The 21,288-nt window shown below is 63.3% G+C and carries 20 protein-coding genes, 1 tRNA gene and 1 pseudogene; 17 read left to right on the top strand and 5 right to left on the bottom strand.

The genetic code is table 11. The features are described 5' to 3' along the window. Nucleotides 1-207 precede the first annotated feature (207 nt). Nucleotides 208-284: transfer RNA gene (locus ACN0T5_RS09670), tRNA-Arg, on the top strand. Nucleotides 285-535: 251 nt separating this feature from the next. Next, the gene (locus ACN0T5_RS09665) at nucleotides 536-1,429 is read left to right on the top strand and encodes a hypothetical protein (RefSeq protein ID WP_417768418.1); all 894 of its coding nucleotides are present in this window, start codon (nucleotides 536-538) and stop codon (nucleotides 1,427-1,429) included. A 170-nt stretch (nucleotides 1,430-1,599) separates the two neighbouring features. On the opposite strand, the gene ACN0T5_RS09660 is transcribed toward ACN0T5_RS09665, so the two are convergent. The 4 genes and pseudogenes from ACN0T5_RS09660 to ACN0T5_RS09645 form a co-directional block, all read right to left on the bottom strand. Then, nucleotides 1,600-2,544 (bottom strand): DUF6602 domain-containing protein, encoded by a 945-nt coding sequence (locus ACN0T5_RS09660; protein ID WP_417768417.1) that lies wholly within the window; start codon nucleotides 2,542-2,544, stop codon nucleotides 1,600-1,602. Between the two features lie 389 nt (nucleotides 2,545-2,933). Then, complete coding sequence (locus ACN0T5_RS09655; protein WP_417768416.1) at nucleotides 2,934-4,334, bottom strand: alpha/beta fold hydrolase; 1,401 nt, start codon at nucleotides 4,332-4,334, stop codon at nucleotides 2,934-2,936. After that, a pseudogene (locus ACN0T5_RS09650) lies at nucleotides 4,331-4,622 on the bottom strand (hypothetical protein); the annotation flags it as partial. The gene ACN0T5_RS09655 and the pseudogene ACN0T5_RS09650, both read right to left, overlap by 4 nt. A gap of 236 nt (nucleotides 4,623-4,858) precedes the next feature. Continuing rightward, nucleotides 4,859-5,197 carry a YciI family protein gene (locus ACN0T5_RS09645; RefSeq protein ID WP_417768415.1) on the bottom strand — a complete coding sequence of 113 codons (339 nt, stop codon included), beginning with the start codon at nucleotides 5,195-5,197 and terminating at the stop codon, nucleotides 4,859-4,861. 161 nt (nucleotides 5,198-5,358) lie between these two features. Between ACN0T5_RS09645 and ACN0T5_RS09640 the strand changes: the two genes are divergently transcribed. The 4 genes from ACN0T5_RS09640 to ACN0T5_RS09625 all read left to right on the top strand — a co-directional run bounded on the left by ACN0T5_RS09640 (nucleotide 5,359) and on the right by ACN0T5_RS09625 (nucleotide 8,501). Further along, the gene (locus ACN0T5_RS09640; RefSeq protein ID WP_417768414.1) at nucleotides 5,359-5,697 is read left to right on the top strand and encodes a PadR family transcriptional regulator; all 339 of its coding nucleotides are present in this window, start codon (nucleotides 5,359-5,361) and stop codon (nucleotides 5,695-5,697) included. 85 nt (nucleotides 5,698-5,782) lie between these two features. Next, nucleotides 5,783-6,964 (top strand): MFS transporter, encoded by a 1,182-nt coding sequence (locus ACN0T5_RS09635; protein ID WP_417768474.1) that lies wholly within the window; start codon nucleotides 5,783-5,785, stop codon nucleotides 6,962-6,964. Further along, nucleotides 6,961-7,728: an arsenical resistance protein ArsH gene (arsH, locus tag ACN0T5_RS09630; RefSeq protein WP_417768473.1), complete on the top strand. Its 768-nt coding sequence runs from the start codon at nucleotides 6,961-6,963 to the stop codon at nucleotides 7,726-7,728. The genes ACN0T5_RS09635 and arsH overlap by 4 nt, the downstream gene beginning before the upstream one ends. Then, complete coding sequence (locus ACN0T5_RS09625) at nucleotides 7,725-8,501, top strand: phosphodiesterase (RefSeq protein WP_417768413.1); 777 nt, start codon at nucleotides 7,725-7,727, stop codon at nucleotides 8,499-8,501. The genes arsH and ACN0T5_RS09625 overlap by 4 nt, the downstream gene beginning before the upstream one ends. Nucleotides 8,502-8,503: 2 nt before the next feature. Here the strand turns inward: ACN0T5_RS09625 and ACN0T5_RS09620 are convergent, their stop codons facing one another. Then, entirely contained in the window at nucleotides 8,504-9,142 is a 639-nt protein-coding gene (locus ACN0T5_RS09620) for a LysE family translocator (RefSeq protein ID WP_417768412.1), read from the bottom strand. A gap of 419 nt (nucleotides 9,143-9,561) precedes the next feature. Here ACN0T5_RS09620 and ACN0T5_RS09615 point away from each other — a divergent pair, with 419 nt between their 5' ends. The 11 genes from ACN0T5_RS09615 to ACN0T5_RS09565 all read left to right on the top strand — a co-directional run bounded on the left by ACN0T5_RS09615 (nucleotide 9,562) and on the right by ACN0T5_RS09565 (nucleotide 21,162). After that, nucleotides 9,562-10,539: an acyl-CoA desaturase gene (locus tag ACN0T5_RS09615; RefSeq protein ID WP_417768411.1), complete on the top strand. Its 978-nt coding sequence runs from the start codon at nucleotides 9,562-9,564 to the stop codon at nucleotides 10,537-10,539. 36 nt (nucleotides 10,540-10,575) lie between these two features. Then, nucleotides 10,576-10,863 carry an acyl carrier protein gene (locus ACN0T5_RS09610; RefSeq protein ID WP_306026864.1) on the top strand — a complete coding sequence of 96 codons (288 nt, stop codon included), beginning with the start codon at nucleotides 10,576-10,578 and terminating at the stop codon, nucleotides 10,861-10,863. Then, complete coding sequence (locus tag ACN0T5_RS09605; RefSeq protein WP_417768410.1) at nucleotides 10,860-11,759, top strand: class I SAM-dependent methyltransferase; 900 nt, start codon at nucleotides 10,860-10,862, stop codon at nucleotides 11,757-11,759. The genes ACN0T5_RS09610 and ACN0T5_RS09605 overlap by 4 nt, the downstream gene beginning before the upstream one ends. Nucleotides 11,760-11,868: 109 nt before the next feature. Further along, on the top strand, nucleotides 11,869-13,158 hold the full coding sequence (locus ACN0T5_RS09600) for a cytochrome P450 (RefSeq protein WP_417768409.1): 1,290 nt from the start codon (nucleotides 11,869-11,871) through the stop codon (nucleotides 13,156-13,158). Beyond that, complete coding sequence (locus ACN0T5_RS09595; protein ID WP_417768408.1) at nucleotides 13,155-13,934, top strand: thioesterase II family protein; 780 nt, start codon at nucleotides 13,155-13,157, stop codon at nucleotides 13,932-13,934. The genes ACN0T5_RS09600 and ACN0T5_RS09595 overlap by 4 nt, the downstream gene beginning before the upstream one ends. A 22-nt stretch (nucleotides 13,935-13,956) precedes the next feature. After that, on the top strand, nucleotides 13,957-15,735 hold the full coding sequence (locus tag ACN0T5_RS09590; RefSeq protein WP_417768407.1) for a fatty acyl-AMP ligase: 1,779 nt from the start codon (nucleotides 13,957-13,959) through the stop codon (nucleotides 15,733-15,735). Between the two features lie 69 nt (nucleotides 15,736-15,804). Beyond that, nucleotides 15,805-16,230 carry a PaaI family thioesterase gene (locus tag ACN0T5_RS09585; RefSeq protein ID WP_417768406.1) on the top strand — a complete coding sequence of 142 codons (426 nt, stop codon included), beginning with the start codon at nucleotides 15,805-15,807 and terminating at the stop codon, nucleotides 16,228-16,230. A 26-nt stretch (nucleotides 16,231-16,256) separates the two neighbouring features. Then, on the top strand, nucleotides 16,257-17,282 hold the full coding sequence (locus ACN0T5_RS09580) for a TauD/TfdA family dioxygenase (protein WP_417768405.1): 1,026 nt from the start codon (nucleotides 16,257-16,259) through the stop codon (nucleotides 17,280-17,282). A 77-nt stretch (nucleotides 17,283-17,359) separates the two neighbouring features. Next, nucleotides 17,360-18,169, top strand: a complete 810-nt coding sequence (locus ACN0T5_RS09575; RefSeq protein WP_417768404.1) for a class II aldolase/adducin family protein — start codon at nucleotides 17,360-17,362, stop codon at nucleotides 18,167-18,169. Nucleotides 18,170-18,223: 54 nt separating this feature from the next. Further along, on the top strand, nucleotides 18,224-19,150 hold the full coding sequence (locus ACN0T5_RS09570; protein ID WP_417768403.1) for a Pnap_2097 family protein: 927 nt from the start codon (nucleotides 18,224-18,226) through the stop codon (nucleotides 19,148-19,150). Between the two features lie 254 nt (nucleotides 19,151-19,404). Beyond that, nucleotides 19,405-21,162: a non-ribosomal peptide synthetase gene (locus ACN0T5_RS09565; RefSeq protein ID WP_417768402.1), complete on the top strand. Its 1,758-nt coding sequence runs from the start codon at nucleotides 19,405-19,407 to the stop codon at nucleotides 21,160-21,162. Nucleotides 21,163-21,288: the final 126 nt, after the last annotated feature.

The raw sequence follows: 21,288 nt of genomic DNA, 5'->3' as shown, positions 1-21,288 counted from the left end.
GTATCCGGCCTGTCCGCGCCGGTTCGCTGCCGGCTGGCCGACGGGCTTATCAACAGGCATGTTTGCCGGGTCCGAAAAATGCGTCAAAAACGCATTGCCTCGCTTGCAATCGGCAAAGGACCGGAGTAGAGGTAGCGCCCTGTTCGAAAGGCAACGCCTTCGGACGGAACGCCTCGCCTCGCGCCAAGCGACGGCCTGACGGCAAAAGCACCGGTAGCTCAGCTGGATAGAGCACCAGACTACGAATCTGGGGGTCGGGAGTTCGAATCTTCCCCGGTGCGCCAAATACCGTAGATTGCCCTCTAAAGTGCGATATTGCCGCGATCACCGGCCCCCCCACCAAACCGGCATGCGAAGCCGCAGATTTCACCCTACAGCCCGATAAATCTTGAAGGCCGGCAAACGGCAACTCCCGACGCCATTTCGGCCATCTCGGCACATGGTGTAGAATCCTGAGAGCAGCCATTCAGTTCGTCTTTACCGCGAGGTCGCGCGGCAGCAGGATGCGGATCGCAAAAATCTGTTGGGGCACTACATGGCTGAGGCACTGAAATCGGAAGACATCGGCATGAAGCGAGGTCGCGTGCTCGCCCAGCTCACGCCAGCGCGGCAACTGGATATCATCGCTGAAGGGCTGCCGATCCTGCTGAAGAGTGCTGACGAACTTATGACGGCTGCTGAGGCACTCGACGATCATTCTAGGGCAGCAGCAATCCTCATAGGGCAGGCGACTGAAGAGCTGTCGAAGATCCTGATCCTTATGGACATCGTGCGTTGCCCTCCGACGCTCCGAGGCAGGCTGGTCGGTCAGATGTTCAAGTGGTTCTACGACCATCTACCGCGTCTGCTCTATGCCGAGGCCCAAGGCTGGAAACCGACGGCGGTGGGGCAGCTCCAGGAATATCTCGACAACAGCCGGCGCTCGCACGACATTGAGGGTTTTGCCGGCGAATTCATCATGCCGAACTCGACGCTGTTTGCTCGTGAAAACCGGCTCTACGCCGACATCGTCACGCATGAAGATGGCGAGCCAATGTGGAGCGAACCGTCGGACTGGATGCCAGCGAGGTTCGGGGGCCGACGTACCTCAATCTGGTATGTGGCAAAGGCCCTGAGCGACATGGGCGCCTTCAGCCGGGCAGGGCTGGATATCGTCTCTCAGGTCTGGAGCACCGTCGATTTCGTAGGTGAGATCGAGTGCTACTCTCTTCCTCGCAACCTGACGCAGCAGATGTTGGAACGACTGGACGCGGCGGGTTTGATTTCGCAAAACGCCGAACAGGGCCAGCTGCGCTACCTGTACAATCAGTGGCAGGTGCCCATGTATCGCCTCGATTTCAAGCCGATCCAGGTGCCTCTGGAGGATCTTCTAGCAGCGCAGGAGGCAGCATTGCGGAGCGAGATTGGAGACTATGGGGATTACTGCTGAGGTAATCCGATTTTCGGTTCTTCGAGCCTAGCTGTAAGGAAAACAAGTGTTTTCGGTCGCCCAACGATGGCTGTTTCCGAAGCCATTTCGGCCGTTCCTCACGGCGGCACCTCTGCCCGCAACCTCTCATTCTTCCGGCTAGTCAAAGAGGCAAGGCGGCTGGACTTCAGCTAAGACTGTGATTGCCGTTTTGGGTACTTCTCTCTGAGCATGTCCAAGTTGAAACCCCACAGACCCTTTTCCTCAATCGCAGGAATTTGCTCCTCGACCGGCGTATGCGTTTCAAACAGAGTCATGTCCTGCAAAGACGAAGTGACCATGTCCTGAAGATAAATGCCGATCGGTTGCTGATCCTCAAAGAAGCTGGTTCTGAACAGCGACAACCAGGCCATCAGGAAGGCAAGAGGGGTGTCGGTGCTGTAGGGCTTAATAAAGCCCGTCGCTTCCAGAGCACCCACCTTGTGCGGGAAAGGTAGACCGATTGTTTGGGTGAACGGTGCGTCCTGGTGGGGCGACAAGATAATCGCAACGTTCTGGTCCAAAAGGAAAATACCGTCGAGAGGGAGGACCTTCTCGCTGTCGATGTACTCCATCACCTCCAATAGGATCGATTGCCAAGGCGACTTCGTCTCGGTTGCGATCATAAAATATGGACGATAGAAAACAAAATAGGAGGCCCAGACGTCTGGGTTTGGGACCTGTACCAGCCGAGACATGTTCTTTGCACGCAACGCACGGAACTTTCGAGCTTTCCGCAATTCTTCCGGCATTAAAGAGCGTGACAAGCTGGTTTTAACTTCGCCAGCAGCAAGTACCCCTTCGACGAAAAACAGCGTCGGAACATCTCGCGCCGTTGGGAAAGGTTGCGACTGATTTGAGAACACCAGATCCATCTGGCCCGATCTACCACCCTTGCTGTCGCTGTCGCTTTCCGAAGCGATTACTTCGCCCGTTCCAACGTTTACGGATCGAGGGAGATGCTTTTCAAAGAAGTCTCGGGAGGCGATCTCGAGTGCATTGCCCCGGAGTCCGAGATGTTCGAAACGAGTACGCGCTACCTCTAGCTCCAATTCGAGGATTTTTTGCTGATGAGTGAATAGATCCTTGAAGTCCATTTTCCTGCCACTGCTTGACTCGCCCCGTTTAGGAAATTCCCGCGTCGGATGAACTTTCAATCATTAGAAGTTTGTCTCGAATGTCCGTCTCTGGCAATCGCCCACCCAACAGCCGCCAGACCGCTTCCCACCCAATAGGAGCCATTCGCCTGTGCCTCAATTTAGAGGGCTATGGCGTAGATATATTTGTCATCTTCACCCGGTGCGGTGCGCTAAATACCCTGAAATCTGCCTTGGTTGAGATCGCCGGACACCGTCGATTACCGCACAAATTTGAACTATTGGCCGCAAGTCATGGTGTGCCGGCGAAGCAGGTCGTGTCCTCAGGATGCTCGCAACATGGCATATCGCGCGAGATGACATGCCCTCATGAGCCGGTTTTGTTGTGATTATGGTCGGTTGCCCGTCGAAGAAACGCCGGCGCTTCCCTTCAGCCAATCTTCGATAATTGAAGCCAACCCCTCGTGGAACGTCGCGTCATCGCCCGAGCGCTTCCGTTGAAAGCTCTCGGACTGGCTGTTTGCTCGTGTCATGAAGTGATCGAGGTCAGCCACTTCCACATAGGTGGCAGCGCCAGGAGTCTCAGCATTCACGACGGCCTGAATTTCCAGATGCTCATCGGTGCTCGTGAGGTAGTCAGAGCTACCATAGATCAGCAGGACCTCTGTTTTCAGGCTCGCCCAAAGTTCCGCGATGTCGATGGCGGCGATCTGTTGCAGATACACGTCTGATGTCGGTATCTTCATCTCCGCCTCACAGTCGGGTTTTTCGTGCAGGATCGCCGATCTCGGCTGCGCCTCGATCAGCAGTCGGTGCATGCACCATTGCTTGAGACGCATCTGAAGGTTGATGGCTCTGGGAGTTAGCCCGGAAAGCTTCAACTGACGGCGGCGGTTGATCAGTTCATACTCGAACCAGGTGGTCCCGACCGTACCCATCGCAACGATCCCCTTGACAGGTGCCTGCGCAGCCACAAGCGGGCCGACGATCCCGCCAATGCTGTGGCCGATGACAAACACCCTGTCTGGATCCACATAGGGTTTGAGTTTGAGCGCGTTCAAGCCTTCGCGATACCCGCTGACCTCCGTATCCAGATCAACCGATTCGCATGCAGGGCCCTGGCTATCGCCCATGCCGCTTTTCTCGACCCTCATTGTCACGAAGCCCTCGCGTGTCAGCGAGGAGAGCAACTGCCGGTAAACCTCCGTCTCATCAAAAGGCGATTCCATGCTGTAGCAGCCAATGCCGCCGACAAACAAAACCGCTGGAAATCGCCCCGAACCCTTTGGCTGCGTTATGATCGTGCGCCTCTTGAAGCCATCGACCATGACGGCCTCATAGGCGGTATTGAAATCAGGAGCCTTTTCGAAGGGCAGACCAACCAAAGTAAGATTTTTTGTAAGGCCTGTCCCATCGCGCCAGATTTCGAGCTGAACAGTGTCGCCAGCACGTCGTGGCTTCAACTGCGCGACAAGCTCTTCTGGTGTGGAGATCTTTGTACCATCGAGTGCCATGATCAGGTCACCGCGACGCAGATCCGAGAGTGCGGCGCTTGAGTTTTCGATGACACGCTCAACCTGTACTTGACCGTTCGGGTGGTCAACGGTTTGCATGGCAATTCCGATGAAGGAACGGCGGGGCAGTTCTGTGTCCTTGGCGTGTGCTTCACAAAGCAGAAGGGACCACATGAACAAGATGGCCAGAACAGAGGCTGGAAATGCGCGTCCATCGAGAACGTGACGTTTCGAAAAGAGCGTTGGGAACAGGTTGACTTTTGCGGTTCCGATCATCGAGTTGTTCCAACTGAACCACTCCGGGTCTGCCGGAGGCTGTTTCGTTTGAGCAGCGCCGCCATGGCTGGCCGTTCCAGCATGGCGTAGCAGAGTTTCCCGGCTTCGGCCGGCGGGGTGTGGCCAATCGATCCATTCGAGCGTGGCGAGCTCGACCGCCTCGAACGGGCGTCAGGGCCCACGTCGATGGATGACCTCGGCCTTGTACAGGCCATTGATGGCTTCTGCGAGTGCGCGGTCAAGGGAATCTCCCACGCTGCCGACCGGTAGCTCGACGCCGGCCCGGGCGCTCGGTGCATTTGATCCAGGCTCAGGACTTCGGCAACGAGGCCGTCTCAGTCAAGCGGGTTTGCGCATGCGGCGTCGGCCGCCGACGTGCGGTTGGGCAAGGTCTCTGCAATCGCCGCATTGCAGAGGCGGTTTGCCATCTCTACTTCTTCATTGAACAACGGTATTTCAGCGACGCGCGGGAGCCTGCCTGAAAAGCGGTTCCATGTCCGCGCCGGTGTGTGTGCCGGCGAAGGTCAATGGAACGGCCGCACTTCCACAGGCGCGCGACAGGCCAGCGCGGCCTTGCGTCCCCAGTCCAGCGCTTCGTCCAGACTGGCAAGTTCCAGCACCCAGAACCCGCCGACATGTTCGCCGGCCCGCAGATAGGGACCGCTGCCGGCAAGGACGCTGCCATCGGGTTGCGGACGAAGCGAGACCGCGCTGCCGGCCGGACGCAGGCCGCCAACGAAAACCCTGACGCCGGCGGAGACCATGGCCTCGTTGAGCCCGTCGATTTCCCGGCGCATCGCATCGTCTTCGCTGGCTGCCGCGTCGTAGCTGTCCGGCCGGTGAATGGCGATCAGATATTGCATTGCGGTCTCCGTTGTCGCGCAACTGCTTGCGTTGCCCGCTTGACGCCTTGAGCATCGAGGCATAAACACGCGCCATGACCCGACCTTCGAAATCACTCCGGTCCGTATCCCGTCAGGCGCCCGACTACACCGACCGGGCATACTGGCAGGGGACGATCAAGATGTCGCTCTCCAAGTTCTTCGTGCTGAGCGCCCTGCATCACAAGCCGATGCACGGATATGAGGTCGTGCAGACGGTCGACAGGACGACGAAGGGGTGTTGCAGTCCCACCGAGGGAACCGTCTACCCGATGCTCAACGAGTTCGAGGCCGGCGGTTATCTCTCCGCCCATAGCGAGATCGTCCAGGGCCGCGAACGGAAAATCTATGCCCTGACGGACAAGGGACGCGAGGCGTTCCAGACGGCTGTCGAGGCCTGGCTTGAAGCCACGGACTGCATCGTTGCCGGCAAGGCCGCGGCCGACGCCCTGGCCCGTTCTCGGAAACAGTCGCGGAGTTGATGCGGATGAAAATTTTTTGCCCATATACCTCGATGATCAATGCATTGATCGGCGATGTATCAAACGGAGTGGCGGTCCGGTGCAAGTGATCTCCCGACCGACCCTGGTCGTCGCCACGCTTGGCAGTGCCCAGACCCTGGCATGGGGCTCGACATATTATCTGCCTGCCATTCTGGCGGGGCCGATGTCGCGTGAGCTTGGCGTCTCGACTGGCACGGTGTTCGCGGCGTTCTCGACCGCGCTCATTGTCACGGCACTCCTTGGCCCCCTTGCCGGCCGGCATATCGACCGCTTCGGCGGCCGCAACGTGCTCGCGTTGTCGAGCCTGATCTTTGCAGCAGGCCTTGCGCTTCTGGGGGCTGCGCAGGGGACCGTGATGCTGTTCGCCGCCTGGCTCACCATCGGGGCGGGAATGGCGCTCGGTCTTTATGAGGCCGCCTTCGCGACGCTCGCCCGCCTCTACGGCAGCGAGGCCCGCGGCGCCATCACCGGCATCACACTGATCGCCGGGCTGGCCAGCACCATCTGCTGGCCGGTTTCCGCCTGGCTTGAACTCGAGGTCGGATGGCGCCTGACATGTTTCGTCTGGGCGGCGGCGCATATCGTCGTCGGGTTGCCGCTCAACCGCTTTCTCGTCCCCGCGAGCACGCGGCCGGTTGTGGCGGCAGTGCCGAAAGTTGCGCCGGAGGTCTCGTCGTCGGCGCCTGCTCCGCAAACCGCGACGATGGTGCTGCTCGCCTTTGTTTTCGCCGCGACCTGGTTCACCAGCACGGCCATGGCCGCGCACCTGCCCGGCCTCCTGCAAGCGGCCGGTGCTACACCGGCTGCGGCGATTGCCGCTGCCGCGCTGATCGGTCCCGCACAGGTGGCCGGGCGCCTTCTGGAATTCGGTGCCCTTCGGCGGTTCCATCCGCTCCTGTCGGCGCGCCTTGCAGCGTTTGCGCATCCTCTCGGTGCGGCTGCGATCCTCGGTTTCGGTGCCCCGGCCGCCATGGTCTTTACCGCGCTGCACGGTGCGGGAAACGGCATCCTGACCATCGCAAAGGGAACCCTGCCGCTCGCGATCTTCGGGCCCGCCGGCTACGGGTTCCGCCAGGGTATTCTCATGGTTCCCGCGCGCTTCGCGCAGGCCGGCGCCCCGTTCCTGTTCGCCCTGCTCCTGGATCGTTACGGCGCCTCGGCGCTGCTCCTGACCTCTGCCCTCGGCCTCGCCAGCGTCGCCGCTCTTGTCCTCCTTGATCCGTCATCGAAAGTTGAATGCGCATGAGACTTCGCCCGCTTCCCGACCCTGCCTCGCTTCCGGCCCTCGACCTGCAGCATGCACTTGAGCGGCCTGCCGCCGGTCTTCCCGCGGGCTTCCGGCATCCGCCCCGCATCCTGCTGCTCTACGGGTCGTTGCGAGATCGTTCCTACTCCCGTTTCGTCGTGGAGGAAGCGGCACGTCTGGTGCGCTTCTTCGGCGGTGAACCGCGCATCTTCGACCCCTCTGATCTCCCATTGCCGGACCAGGTGACCGGTGACGATCATCCGGCGGTGCATGAGCTGCGCGAGCTTGCGATGTGGTCGGAAGGGCAGATCTGGTGCAGCCCCGAGCGGCATGGTCAGACCACGAGTGTCATGAAGGCGCAGATTGACCACCTGCCGTTGAAGATGGGCGGCATGCGGCCGACGCAGGGCCGCACGCTCGCCGTGATGCAGGTGTCGGGCGGCTCCCAATCGTTCAATGCCGTGAACACGCTGCGCCTTCTCGGGCGCTGGATGCGCATGTTCACGATCCCCAACCAGTCGAGTGTGGCCAAGGCATTCCAGGAATTCGACGAGCAGGGGCGGATGCGTCCCTCCAGCTACTACGAGCGGATTGTCGACGTGGTCGAGGAACTCATGCGCTTTACGGTTCTGCTGCGACCGCATGCCGGATCTCTGGCCGACCGCTACTCGGAACGCAAGGAAACCCGGGGCGCCCCGCGCGATGCCGCCGCCGACCTCTCGGCAATCGCGGTCGCTTCGCAGGCGAAAGGTCTACGCGCATGAAAAAGCTGATCTGGCTGACCGATCCGCATCTCGTTGAGCCGGGCAGGGAATGGCCGGCGGGCATCGACCCGCTGGCGCGACTTCGGGCCTGCCTGCGGGACATTCGCGAGCTTCATGCGGATGCGGAGCGCATCGTCATTTCCGGCGATCTGATTCAACTCGGCAACACGCAGGCATACGAGGTGCTGCGCCGCGAACTTGAGCCGATGCCTGTGCCATACCGGCTCCTCGTGGGAAATCACGACGACCGTGATGCGCTGTCGGCCGCCTTTCCCGAAGTTGGCCGGCACGCCGGCTTCATACAATGCGCCGAGGAACTGGACGGCATCCGGATCCTGTATCTCGACACGCTCGCGCGGGACGGCAATCCTCACGGGGAACTCTGCCCGACCCGGATGGACTGGGTGGCGGAACAGGTCGAAATGACCGGTGACGGGCCGCTGCTCGTCTTCCTCCATCATCCGCCATGTGACATTGGCGTGCCGGCACTCGACCGGTTGAAGCTCCTCGATTCCGGGGCCCTGGAAGGTCTGCTTCGAAAGCGCCGCGGCCTCACGCAACTGTTCTGCGGCCATGTGCATCGCAATGTCTCGGGACTGTGGGCCGGGCACCCGTTCGCGGCCCTGAAGAGCACCCATGTGCAGTTCGATCTCGACATGAGCGGGCAAAAGCTGCGGCGCTGCGAGGAGGCGCCTGCCTATGCGGCAATCCTTTGCACGCAAGACCGGGTCGTCGTGAACTATCGGGACTTCGCTTCGGGGGGCGGGGCCTGAACCTACCTTTGCAGGCTGTCGATGATCAGCCAGGCACCGGAGAGCGAGTAGACGGCGACGAGGGCGTATCTGAAACCGGATGAACCGGCCACCGTCTCGCGCGTCAGCATCCTTGAAGAGAACAGCAGCACGTAGCTGGAAAAGATCACGGCGCCAAGGACGAGGCAGCCGAGCACGATCGCCAGCGGCACGTACCAGGGGGAATCCTCGCGCACGCCCGTGGCGATGATCAGGATCCAGCCGACGACGGCCTTCGGGTTGAGGATCTGGATGAAGAAGCCGCGCCGGAAATTGCCGGCCAGGCTGTGCCCGGCGGTGCCCGTGTCACCAGTCGTGCCGGCCGGCCGGCGGTTGTTCGTCTTCCAGGCCAGCCACACCAGGTAGAGGCCGCCGGCGACGCCGATCGCCATCATCGCTGCGGGCATGGCGACAAGCACGGATGACAGTCCGATTGCCGCAAGCAGGGCCCATGTCTGGCCGGCGGTCATGACGCCGGCCGTGACCGCGAAGCCGGGAAGGCGGCCCTGCTGGACCGCCGTGGTGGCGATGGTCATGTTGCCGAGGCCCGGGCTTGCCGCACCGACAACGTAGACGAGGAAGGCGGACAGCATGTTCGCCAAATCATGGTGCGTGACCAGCATGTGACAGGGATCCGGTGACGGGTGGGACGGGGAGGCAGGCGCGCCACTATAGCAAGGTCGCCGCAATCCCAGATAGTCGATATTTGTCGCCGGCGCGCAATCCGCGCAGGGCCTCGCCTTTCAGCGTTGCGTTGAAACGCCTTTTTCACGGCGATGCCGCACGAACTACAAATTCTTACCTTGATAAATTTACGTAAATGTCGAATTGAATATGCATTTGGTCGCCCATCATATAGGCAGTGACTCACACGATATATTTAAAGAATTTCGTAAAAAACCTTCATCATGTTAGATAATACAAGATAATTACTTCTAATATTCCGACAATATATAAGATTTGTCGGGAATTTCCGAATTTATACATAAATCCCGAGCGTCACGTGTTGACGAGACACCGTCTATGTTTTGGAGGATGAAACATGCTGAACCGGGACGACCAGATCGCTCATGAGATGTTCCAGGAGATACAGTCTCCGGATCAGCCTCGCCAGAAGGTTCTCGACAGCCCGCATCTGCACCGCTTGCAGAGGATGCACTTCTTTCTCTTCGATGTGCTGCCGATCATCGGAACGGTCTGCGCGGTTGTACTGCTCTTCTTTCACCCCGTCTCGGTGGTCGACATCACGCTCTTCGCGGTCATGTGGATACTGACGGGACTGGGTGTTTCCGTCGGGTATCACCGCCTGTTCACCCATCGCAGTTTCAAGACCACGTCGGTGGTGCGCGCCCTCTTCGGCATCTTCGGCTCGATGGCGGGGCAGGGCGGGGTGATCTCCTGGACGGCCATGCATCGCAGGCATCATGAACTGGGCGACCAGGACGGCGACCTGCATTCGCCGAACCTTCATGGCTCCGGCCTTGTCGGCAAGCTCAAGGGCTTCGTGCACGCGCATTTCACCTGGATGGTCGCGCATCCCTATCCCAACGTCGTCCACTATGCCCCGGATCTCCTGAAGGATCCGGTGATCATCTGGGTCAACCGGCACTACTACACCTGGATTGTCCTGGGACTGCTGGCTCCGACCCTGATCGGCGCGCTTGTCACGCAGACCTGGATGGGCGCCGTCACCGGCTTCCTGTGGGGCGGCATGGTGCGCATGTTCGTGGTCGAGCAGGGGATCTTCTCGCTCAACTCGCTCTGCCACCTGATCGGACGGCGCCGGTTCGTCACCGATGACCAGAGCACCAATATCAGCTGGCTGGCGCCGTTCATCTTCGGGGAATCCTGGCATCACAATCACCATGCCTTTCCCGGTTCCGCGTCGTTCGGCCTCGCGTGGTACCGCATCGACCCCGGTTACTGGGTCATCTGCATGCTGTCTCTCCTCGGACAGGCCTGGGACGTCAAGGTCCCCACGAGGGAGCAGATCAGTCGCCGGGAAATCCGCGCGTCCTGACATTCTCGACCAGCACTGAAAGAGGAGGGAGATCCCATGGATCATGTCCAGATTGCAGAACAGATCGACGAAGCGGCCGTTGCCGCCTGGCTGAAGTCCTACATCGCCAATGTGCTCGGCATGGAAGATGCCGCGATCAAGGGCAGCGACGGGCTCGATTCCCTTGGCCTGGACTCGGCCCTGACCACGGCCCTGGCGATGGACATGGAAGGGTGGCTCGGCATCGAGATCCCTCTCGCCATCCTGTTCGAGGCGGAGACGCTCGACAAGATCGCCGAGGGCGTCACGCTCGAGACGCAGCGCCAGCAGGTAACCGCAGGATGAGTACCGCCATGAAGAACGACCAGCAGGACTATGGCGGCTCGATGGCTGCCGTCCAGTACCACTACGATGTCAGCCGGGAATTCTACAGTCTCTGGCTGGACGAGAGCCTGACCTATTCCAGCGCTCTCTGGGAAGGCGAGGATGACACCCTTGCCGCGGCACAGCAGCGCAAGATCGACCACCACCTGACCGAGGCGCGGGTCGCGCGAGCCTCCTCGCTTCTCGACATCGGCTGCGGCTGGGGCGCGCTGGTGCGCAAGGCCAGTGCCTTTCCCGCACTCGAGCGCATCGTCGGGCTGACGCTGAGCGAGGACCAGGCGGATCAGGTCCGGAGCTTCGCGATCCCGAAGATCGAGGTGCGCCTCGAGAGCTGGACCCAGCACAAGCCGGACCAGCCTTATGACAGCATCATTTCCGTCGGCGCCTTCGAGCATTTCGCCAAGCCCGAGGACAGCCGGGAGGTGAAGATCTCCACCTATCGGGATTTCTTCTCCACCTGTTCGGGATGGCTGACGCCGGGCGGGCGGCTTTCGCTCCAGACCTTTGTCTACGGCACGATGCGCAACGAGGAGGCGAGCGAGTTCATCAACGAGGAAATCTTCCCGGCCGCCGACCTTCCCCGGCTGGAGGAGATCGCCGCGGCGATCGACGGCGTGATGGAGATGACCTACCTGGTCAATCACCGCCTCCACTATGCGCGCACCTATGACGCCTGGGCGCGCAACCTGCGCCGCCGGCGGGACGATGCGGTCCGGCTTGTCGGCGAGGAGGTGACGGAGCGCTACGAGCGGTACCTGAAACAGACCTCGATCGGTTTCTACACCGGCAAGATCGGCCTGCTTCGCATGTCGCTTCGTCCCACGGACCGCGGCGTGTCCGTCCTGGCGAAGATCTAGGCCGGCAGGCCTCACCGCTTCTCATCGCGGCATGACAACACGGCGGCGGCGCGGGTCCCGCGTCGCCGGTCGCTCTCCCCTTGCGTGACCAGGATCAGGGAACAGTGCAATGACCCTCACGGCCCCAACCCAGAGCAAGGTTCCGAACCCGGCCGCTGCGGGACGCGCCGCTGCGGACATCGTGTTCAACCCGCTCGATCCCGCCTTCCGGGAGGATCCCTATCCTGTCTATGCAAGACTGCGCGCGGAGGCGCCGGTCCTGCGGACGAAAGGCACGCTGATCCTGTCCCGCTACGAGGACGTGCTTGCCGTCCTCCGCAGCCGGAAATTCAGCGTCAGCCTGATACCCGATACCGTGGTCAAGCAGGCCTCGCGGCTTCGCTTCACCGAATACGGCCAGATGCTGCGCTTCCTGCTCGCGTCCATCGTCTTCACCGACAATCCGGACCACATGCGGCTGCGCCGGCTGGTCAACCAGGCCTATTCGAACGAGGCGGTCAACGCCCTCCTGCCGGTGATGACGGACCGGATCGAGCGGCTGCTGGCCGGGCATGCCCGCAACGGCGCCTGCGAGATCATCGGCGACATTGCCGAGCCGCTGCCGATCCACATCCTGTGCGACTGGATGGCGGTGGAGGAGGAGGCCCGCCCCGGCATCGCCGAGAAGGTGCACGCGGTGCGATACCTTCTCGATCCCGGCATGATGAACCGGGCAAGCTTCGAGACCGCCGCACGCAGCATGCAGGAGCTGACGGGCTATTTCGGTGAGCATGCAGCGCGCCTGCGCAAGTCCGGCAAGGATACGCTGGTGGCCCGGCTCCACGAGGCCCGCTTCGACGGCCAGGGCCTGTCGGACGAGGAAATCGCCTTTGCCTGCGTGATGTCCTTCGTCGCCGGCACGGAAACGACGCAATGCCTGATCGGCAACATCACGGACGCCCTCCTGAACGAGCCCGGCCAGTTCGCGGCGCTCGCCGGAGATGACGCCGCGATCCGGGCGGCCATCGAGGAGGTGACGCGGCACGAGACGCCGCTGCAGTTCACCAAGCGGCTCGCCGTCGAGGACTGCAACGTCGGCGGCATCGACATCCGGGCGGGCGAGCAGATCCTGCTGTGTCTTGGCGCTGCCAACCGGGACGAAACCGTTTTCGAGGATGCGGACGCGCTGCGCCTGCAGCGGTCGGGACCGGCTCATGTCGGCTTCGGCTTCGGCATGCATTCCTGTCTCGGCGCGCTTCTGGGACGCGTGCAGAGCGCGACCTTCCTCAAGGTACTTCTGGACGGCTACGAGGCGTTCGAGCGCGTCGAGCCGCAGCGCACCTGGCAGGCCAACAGCCTCATCCTGCGCGGTCCGGCGCGGCTCGACCTGCGCTTCGCGGCAAGACGGGGGATGGCGTGAGGGCGTGCACCGACATATTCGCGAGCGAGCGGAGGGAGTGCGCGCTCGACCTTTACGCCTTTCATCACGCGGGCGGCAGTCGTCATTCCTTCGCCGCCTGGCAGAACCGCTTTCCCGATGCCGTTGCCCTCCACCGGGTGCAGCTCCCGGGGCGAACGGCGGAAACGAGCGACCTTCTGCCGAAATGGGCGGGGGGATTGATCCCGGACCTGGCGCGCCGTTTCCTGCGCGAGCGCACCGGAACGCAAAGGCCCTATGTCTTCTACGGCCACAGTCTCGGTGCGCTGATCGCCTTCGAACTGGCCCGGTTCCTGCGCCTGCTCGGTGAGCAGATGCCCGTCGGGCTTGTCGTTGCCAGCCGGCGTGCGCCGCAATGCCAGCTCACCCATGGCGAGCTTTTCAGCCTGCCCGACGAGGATCTCGTCGCCGCACTGCACCGTCTCGGCGGCGTTCCCGCGCATATGCGCGGCAAGGATGACTGGCTGCGCCAGATGCTCCCGGTCATCCGGGCCGACCTGATGCTCTCGGACATCTACCGCTATGCCGGGCAACAACCGTTTTCCTGCCCGATCCTGGCGGTCAAGGGATTTGACGACCCGATCCTCTCGCATGACGAGCTTGCCGCCTGGTCGACCCAGACAACAGGTGAGTTCGTCTGCGCGGAACTGTCGGGCGCGCATTTCTTCGATGCGACGGGAACGGCGCAACTGCAGGAAATTCTCGTCGAGACACTGGCCCGCTGGGCCGAATTCGAACCTGCGGCCGTGCCCGCGTAAACAGCCTTTCCGGAGGGACACCATGCTGGACAAGAGACACGAGTTGAGCGCCCCGGCCGTACCGACCCTGTGGGGCCTTCTGGACGGATTTGCGGCCGCGCGGCCCAATGAGCGGGCGTTTCTTTATCTTGGTCCGGACAATGTCGAGCAGGAGGCCCTGACCTACGCCGAACTGCTGCGCCTTGCACGGGTCTACGGTCAGCGCCTTCGCCAGCATTCGAAGCCCGGCGACCGGGTCATCCTGATGTTCCCCTCGGGTCTCGCCTTCGTGGTGGCGTTCTTCGCCTGCCACTTCGCCGGCGTGGTTCCGGTGCCGATGGTGCCGCTGAAGGGACAGCGGCTGCGCAACACCGTCCATGCCATCGCCGAAAACTGTGCGGCATCCGTTGTCCTCAGCAATGTCGAGCAGGCCGAGCTTGTCCATGCCCAGCTCAGCCCGCTGCCGAGCTACCGGGACGCGACCTATATCGCGGTCGACCTCGACGATGCCTCCCCGGCGCCGACGGCCGACGCCCACGAGGCATCGCCGCAGGAGCTCGCGTTCATCCAGTACACGTCGGGATCGACCTCGGTTCCAAGGGGCGTCATGGTCAGCCATGCCAACCTGGCGGCCAACCTGGAGATGATGGCCGAAGCCTTCGGCAATGACGACACGCCGACCTATGTCGGCTGGGCGCCGCTCTATCACGACATGGGGCTGATCGCGAACGTGCTGGAACCGTTCTATCTCGGCTCCTTCTGCATCCTGATGTCGCCGAACCTGTTTGCCCACCGGCCGTGGCTGTGGCCCAAGGCGATCAGCGACTACCGCGCCGTCGTCAGCGGCGGACCGAACTACGCCTATGACCTGTGCATCGAGCGGCGCGACCAGATCCTGGAGGCCGGCTACGACCTGTCGTCCTGGAAGCTCGCCTTCAACAGCGCCGAACCGGTGCGTGCCGGCACGCTGGAACGGTTCACGAAGACCTTCGAGCCGATCGGCTTCCGGCCGCGCACCTTCTACCCCTGCTTCGGGATGGCGGAGGCGACGCTGCTGATCACCGGCGGCAGCCGCCAGGAGGAGCCGATTGTCCGCTCCGTGAGCCGCAGCGGCCTCGCCAAGGGAAGCGCGAGCCTGCCGGTCGACGAGAAGGACGAGACCCTCGCGGTCGGTTGCGGCCGCGCCCTGCGCGACGAAACGCTGCGCATCGTCGACCCCGAGACGTCGGTGGCACTGCCCGATGGCGAGGTCGGCGAGATCTGGGTTGCCGGGCCGCATATTCCCGAAGGCTATTGGGGGCATGCGCAGGCCTCGAAGGACACATTTCACGCAAAAATCGCCGGCGAACCGGACCAGCGTTTTCTCAGGACCGGCGATCTCGGCTTCATTCTTGAAAACGAGCTCTACGTCACCGGACGGCACAAGGACCTGATCATCGTCCGCGGCCACAATGTCTATCCGCAGGACATCGAATACATGGCGGAGCGGGCCTGGCCGGGACTGAAGAAGAACTCCGGCGCCGCGTTCGCGGTCGAGGACCCGGAGACCGGCATCCAGACGCTGGTCCTTGCCCAGGAAGTGATGATGGGCAACCGGCAGGCGATCGACATCGATGCGGCGACCAAGGCGATCCGCCAGGAGATCCTGAAGGAGGCCGACGTCACGGTGCACAAGATCGTCCTGCTCGATCCGGGGTCCATCCCCAAGACGTCGAGCGGCAAGATCCGCCGCGCCGAGACGAGAACCCGCTACCTGGAGGAGACGCTGTCGATCCTGGCAAGGCGTTCGCCGGCCACGGCGACGGCCGCCGGCAGCGACTGACCCTGGCGGGCGGCGCCGAAAGGGCCGCTGCCCGCGTTTCAAACCCGAACCGACGAGGCGGAACAGATCATGTCCGACGACCAGGCGCCGGCACTCTCCCATGAGGAGATCGAGGCGATCATCGCAAAGACGCCGTTCGCGGTCTGGGTGGGCGCGCGCCTCGACATCTACCGGCGCGGCGAGGTCGAGATCAGCATCCCGATGCGGCGCGAGCTGACGCAGCATCACGGCTTCGGGCATGGCGCCATCATCGGCTTCCTTGCCGACAGCGCCTGCGCCTGGGCGGGGGCCTCGGTCGCCGGGGATGTCGTGACGTCGGAATACAAGCTGAACCTGGTGGCGCCCGCCGTCGGCCAGACCCTCGTCGGGTGCGGCTCGATCGTCCATGCCGGAGGGCGCCAGGTGGTCTGCCGCGCCGATCTTTATGCCATCGCGTCCGAACGGCGAAAACTCGTGGCGACCGCGCTTGCCACGATCGTTCAGGTCAAACGGTAACAACAAACCGCTTGGGAGGTTGCATCATGTATCACACCGAAAATCCGCTCGGTTCCGACATGCCGATCGTCGTCTGGTCGCCCGCCGGCGGGCGCGGTTTCGACCTTGACGGCCTCACCGGCTATCTCGCGGACAGCAAGGACCGCCTGTCGGCCCAGCTCGACGAGCATGGCGGCGTGCTGCTGCGCGGCTTCGACTGCGTCCGCTCCGCCGCCGATTACCAGAAGGTGCTCGATGTCGTCGCCCCCGACCTGATGGACTATGTCGGCGGCACGTCGCCGCGCAAGGTGGTCAACGGCCGGATCATGACGGCGACGGAGATCCCCGGCACCTACTCGATCCCGCTGCACCAGGAGATGTCCTACACCGACAATTCGCCGGACCGGATTTCCTTCTTCTGCGAGCGCCCCGCGACGGAGGGCGGCGAGACGACCATCGGCGACATGCGCGCCATCACGCGGACCATGGATCCCGCGGTTCGGGCCCGTTTCGAAGAGCATGGCGGCGTCCAGCTCTGTCGCAACCTGCCGCTGCCGGACCGGGTCGATGCCCGTCCCGGCGTGCCCAAGACCTGGCACGAGGTGTTCGCCACCAAGGACAGGAGCGAGGCGGAAAAGGTCGCCGAGAAATCCGGCTGGCGCTTCGAATGGAAGGACGACGGCTCCATGCAGCTCTGGCAGGAGGTGCGTCCCACCACCCGCCTGCATCCGAGGTCCGGCGACGAGGTCTGGTTCAACCAGGTTCACATCTTCTCGCCCGCCTCCGCATTGAAGTGGGCGCGCGAGGACGGGCGTACCGAAGCGGCGGACAGGCTGGCCCGGGCGCTTGAGGAGGCGCCGCAGCTGCTCGACCACATGCGTTACGGCGACGGCACGGAAATCGAGGAGGCGGACGTGCTGCACATCTATGACGTGCTCACCGCCAATGCCCGGCCGGTCAAGTGGCAGGCCGGCGATGTGCTGATCCTCGACAACATCCTGGTGGCCCACGGCCGTCGCAAGTTCGCCGGCGACAGGAGCGTGCTGACCGCGCTCATCCAGCACGCCCACTAGGCATTTCGCGGCTCCGGGAGGGCTTCGCCCGCGCGGCTCTCCCCGGTCCCGTTGCCCCATCCTATCGGAAGAAGACCATGCTGAAGACAGTATCGAACCAGAACACCGGCCACTCGGACGCAGACGAGCACCAGGAGGAGGCCTTGCTGCGTGTTCAACTCGCCGAGTTCTACCATCTCGTCGCCTATCTCGGCTGGACGGAGATGATCTTCAATCACATATCCCTGCGGGTTCCCGGCCCAGAGGGGCACTACCTGGTCAACCCCTTCGGCCTTCACTACGAGGAAGTGACGCCGGACAACCTCGTCAAGATCGACGTGGAGGGCAATCTCGTCGGGACGTCGGACCATCCGCCCAACCGCACCGGCTTTGCCCTGCACGGCGCGATCCACGAGGCGCGCGACGACATTCACTGCATTGCCCACACGCATACGACGCCGATCTCCGCGATTGCCCTCAAGGAAGACGGCTTCACCTATGACGACTTTTACGGGGCCCAGCTCTACGGCCGGGTCGGCTACCACGCCTTCGAGGGCGTGACGGTCTTTGCCGACGAGCGGCCGCGAATGATCGCCAGCCTGGGGGACAAGAATGTCCTCGTGCTGCGCAACCACGGCATCGCCGTGGGCGAGCGCGACGTGCCGCGCACCTTCTGGCTGCTCTACACCGCTCAGCGCGCGGCCGAGATCCAGTGCCAGGCCGGCATGCTGCCGGGGGGCAACACCGGTCTCGAGGTCGAGGTGCGCGAGCGCTGTTCGCAGGTCGCGGAGGAGCTCATTGCCGGCGATGCCTTCGCCGCCAAGCTCTTCGACGCGATGATGCGCAAGGTCCGGCGTGACAAGGGCCCCCTTTGGGCCGGAGACACTGCGCCCGACCGGCTGCGGTAAGGCCTGAGAAACGCGCCTGCCGCGCGTTTTCGTAAGATTGGGGAGGTTCGTCCCGTGTCACTTGCAGAGAACAGCACAGGCCAGGCGCGCCGGGAGCGACCGGGCATCTGGGCCAGCAGCTTCCGCGTGCAGCTTGGCATGCCGCATCTCGCGTTCAGCGGCCTGTCCGAGGCATGGCTCCTGAAGGAACTGGGGCATCGCCACTGGATGCAGCTGGCGCGCATGGCCGCATCCGGGTTGCCGGACTTTTACGACGCGGCCGGCAACATCGTCTACGCGGCATTCCGCTCCGTGCAGATCGAGGATGCCCGCTTCGACCTGGCCAAGGAGAACGACACGCTCGTCATCCGTTCGAACCTCGTGCGGATCTCGCGCACCCAGGTGCAGAGCGAACATCGCCTGACCATCGGCGGCGCCGCGATCGGCACCATCCGGATGGTGTCCGTCTTCGTGCACCGTAACGGCAAGTCGTCGAACCGCTCCGTGGTCCGGGTCGAGATCCAGGGCCTGCCGCCGATCTCGCAGGCACACAGGTCGGCCCTGATCAGGCCGTCCACCGAAGGAACCATCTGGGACACGGGGGCCGTCAAGACCGCCGGCCGCCGGCCGCAGGTGTTCTTTCCCTGCCCCTCGCAGGACTTCAACGGAGCGGGTTTTCTCTACTTCGCCAACGTTCCGGCCTTCGTCGACCGGGCGGAATGGAATGTCGATCAGGACTTCGCCCGCAATGCCGTCACGAGATGGCGGCGTGTCACCTATCTCGCCAATATCGATCCGGGCGAGGCGATCTCGATCGAGGTGGTGGATTTCGAGCGCAGTCCCGTCCTGTGGCGGCACAAGTGCCGCGTCACCCGCGCCACCGACGGCAAGCACATGGCCGATGTCCTCACCGTGAGGAGCCGGGTGGAGGTGGCCGGCTCCAGGCGGCTTGCGGCTCCCCGGGAAGTCGATTGCGTCGGCGGCCCCGACCGTCCCGGATAGCAGTCCGGGCCCCGATGCCGGCCGAGTGCCCGACAGACGTTTCCATGAAGCGGTAACGCATGCGCGGATTTTACACCCTCAATGGGTCGTGATATCCGACATGATCTCTTCTTGCTGGGGTGAGCGGGGATCTTTGTAAGTATATTTTACAGCGAGCGCATGTCGAAGTGGCCATTCTCCAGAACAGCGTGCCTTCCTCCGCGCAATATCCGTCGTTGCCGACAGGTCCGGATTGCGAGGGTGAGGCAAATTTCATGAGATTTTCCGTGCTGCGGCGGATCGAGGAGACCGCCCGAGCACATGGCGACCTCGTCGCCATGGAGGAGGGCGCGCGGCGGCTCACCTATGCCGGGCTTGTCGAATGCCTTCGCCGGGCCGGGCGGCAGGGTCTGGCCGTTTCACGCCCGGGACTTGTCGGCATCACCGCGCGGCCGTCGATCGAGGCCGGCATCGGCATTCTTGCGGCGATGGCGTCGGGCGACGTCGCCGTGCCGATCGACGAGCGATTGCCGCCCGCGCGCCGGCAGGCCCTGCTCGACTGGTGCGATGTCGCCCATGACCGCGAGGCCATCTCCGCCATCCTTGCGGATGTGGCGGGCACGCCTCCGGCACCCGGCGCGGCAAGCTGCATCGCCGCGCGCGCGGAACGCCAGCCGGCCTATGTCAGCTTCACGTCCGGTACGACCGGCGAGCCCAAGGCCATCGAGGGAACGATGGAGGGGATCGATCACTTCATGGCCTGGCAGTCGGACCTGGTCGGCGAATGGATCGATCGGCCCCGCGTTTCCTGGCTAACACCGCTGTCCTTCGACGTCATGTACCGGGATCTGCTTCTGCCGCTCTGCACGCAAGGGACGCTGGTTATTCCGGACGGCGGAGCCGGGTTCAACATCGCTTCGGGCTGGCACTGGCTGGTCGGGCAGGGCATCGACATTGCCCATGTGGTGCCCTCGATCATGGGCGCCTGGCTGGCCGGAGGCGACCTGCCGCGGCTGCCCGCCGCCGTTCTGTTCTTTGCCGGCGAACCGTTGAAGCGACGCCTGGTCGAGGACTTGAAATGCCGCTTCTCGGGCCGCGTCTACAATCTCTACGGTCCGTCCGAGACGACGATGGCCAAGTTCTGCCGCCGCATCGACGACGACTGCCCGACCAGCGGCGGGCTCTATCCGGTCGGCCGGCCGATCGACGAGGCGGTTGCCTACGAGCTTGCGAAAGATGGCGAGGTCGCCATTCGCTCGCCCTTCCTCACCAACGGCTACCGGAAGAAGGACGGGACGGTGACGCCCTTTCCTGCCGCCTCGCCGGGCTGGCGCGCCTATGAGACGGGTGACCGGGGCGAGGTGATCGACGGCGAGCTCTATCTGCTTGGCCGGATCGACGGGCAGATGAAGGTCAATGGCATTCGCATCGAAGCCGGCGAGGTCGAGCGGCTGGCGGAAGGCTGCGCGGGGATCGCGCGCGCCGTTGTCGTCAAGCTGATGCCGCCCGAGGCCCCGCACGAAACGCTCGCGCTGTTCTACCAGGGCGCTGCGGACCGGGAAGCGGATTTGCGCGCGCATCTTGCCGCCCGCCTGCACCCGGCCGTCGTCCCGACGCTCTTTGATGCGCTCGCCAGTTTTCCCGTCACCATCAACGGCAAGGTCGACCGACGGGCGCTCGCCGCGCTGGCGATCGGGCGGTTCGCCGCTGCCTCCGGCCATGAGGCAGGCGATGAGGCAGGCGGGGAGGTGGGCGAGACGCCGCCCGGCGAGGCCGCACGCCATGTCCAGGCGGTGATCTCGAAGGTGCTTCGGCGGCCATGCGGCATGGACACGGATTTCGTCGGCATCGGCGGAAACTCGCTCATGTCCGGGCTGATCGCGCTGGAGCTGGAGGCTTCCTTTGGCATTCCGCTCCCCCAGGAGCTGTTCTACCGGGCCGGAACACCGCGTGCCATCGCCCGGTGGCTGGAGGAAAACGGCGGGATTTACCGGCCGCCGGTGGACGAGGCGAAAGGCCGGCCGGCGCCGTAGCCGCCGTTGACGTGCGATCCCGCCTCGTGGACCGGGGCGCCCGCGCCGGGCGGGAGCGGCCACTGCAGGATCATATTGCGCGCGGCGCCGCCCGGCTGCGTGCAGAAAATGTTGTAGATGGTCCGC

The sequence above is a fragment of the Stappia sp. genome (assembly GCF_048261845.1).
Taxonomy (GTDB): Bacteria; Pseudomonadota; Alphaproteobacteria; order Rhizobiales; family Stappiaceae; genus Stappia.
This window is presented reverse-complemented; position numbering and strand designations above follow the sequence as displayed.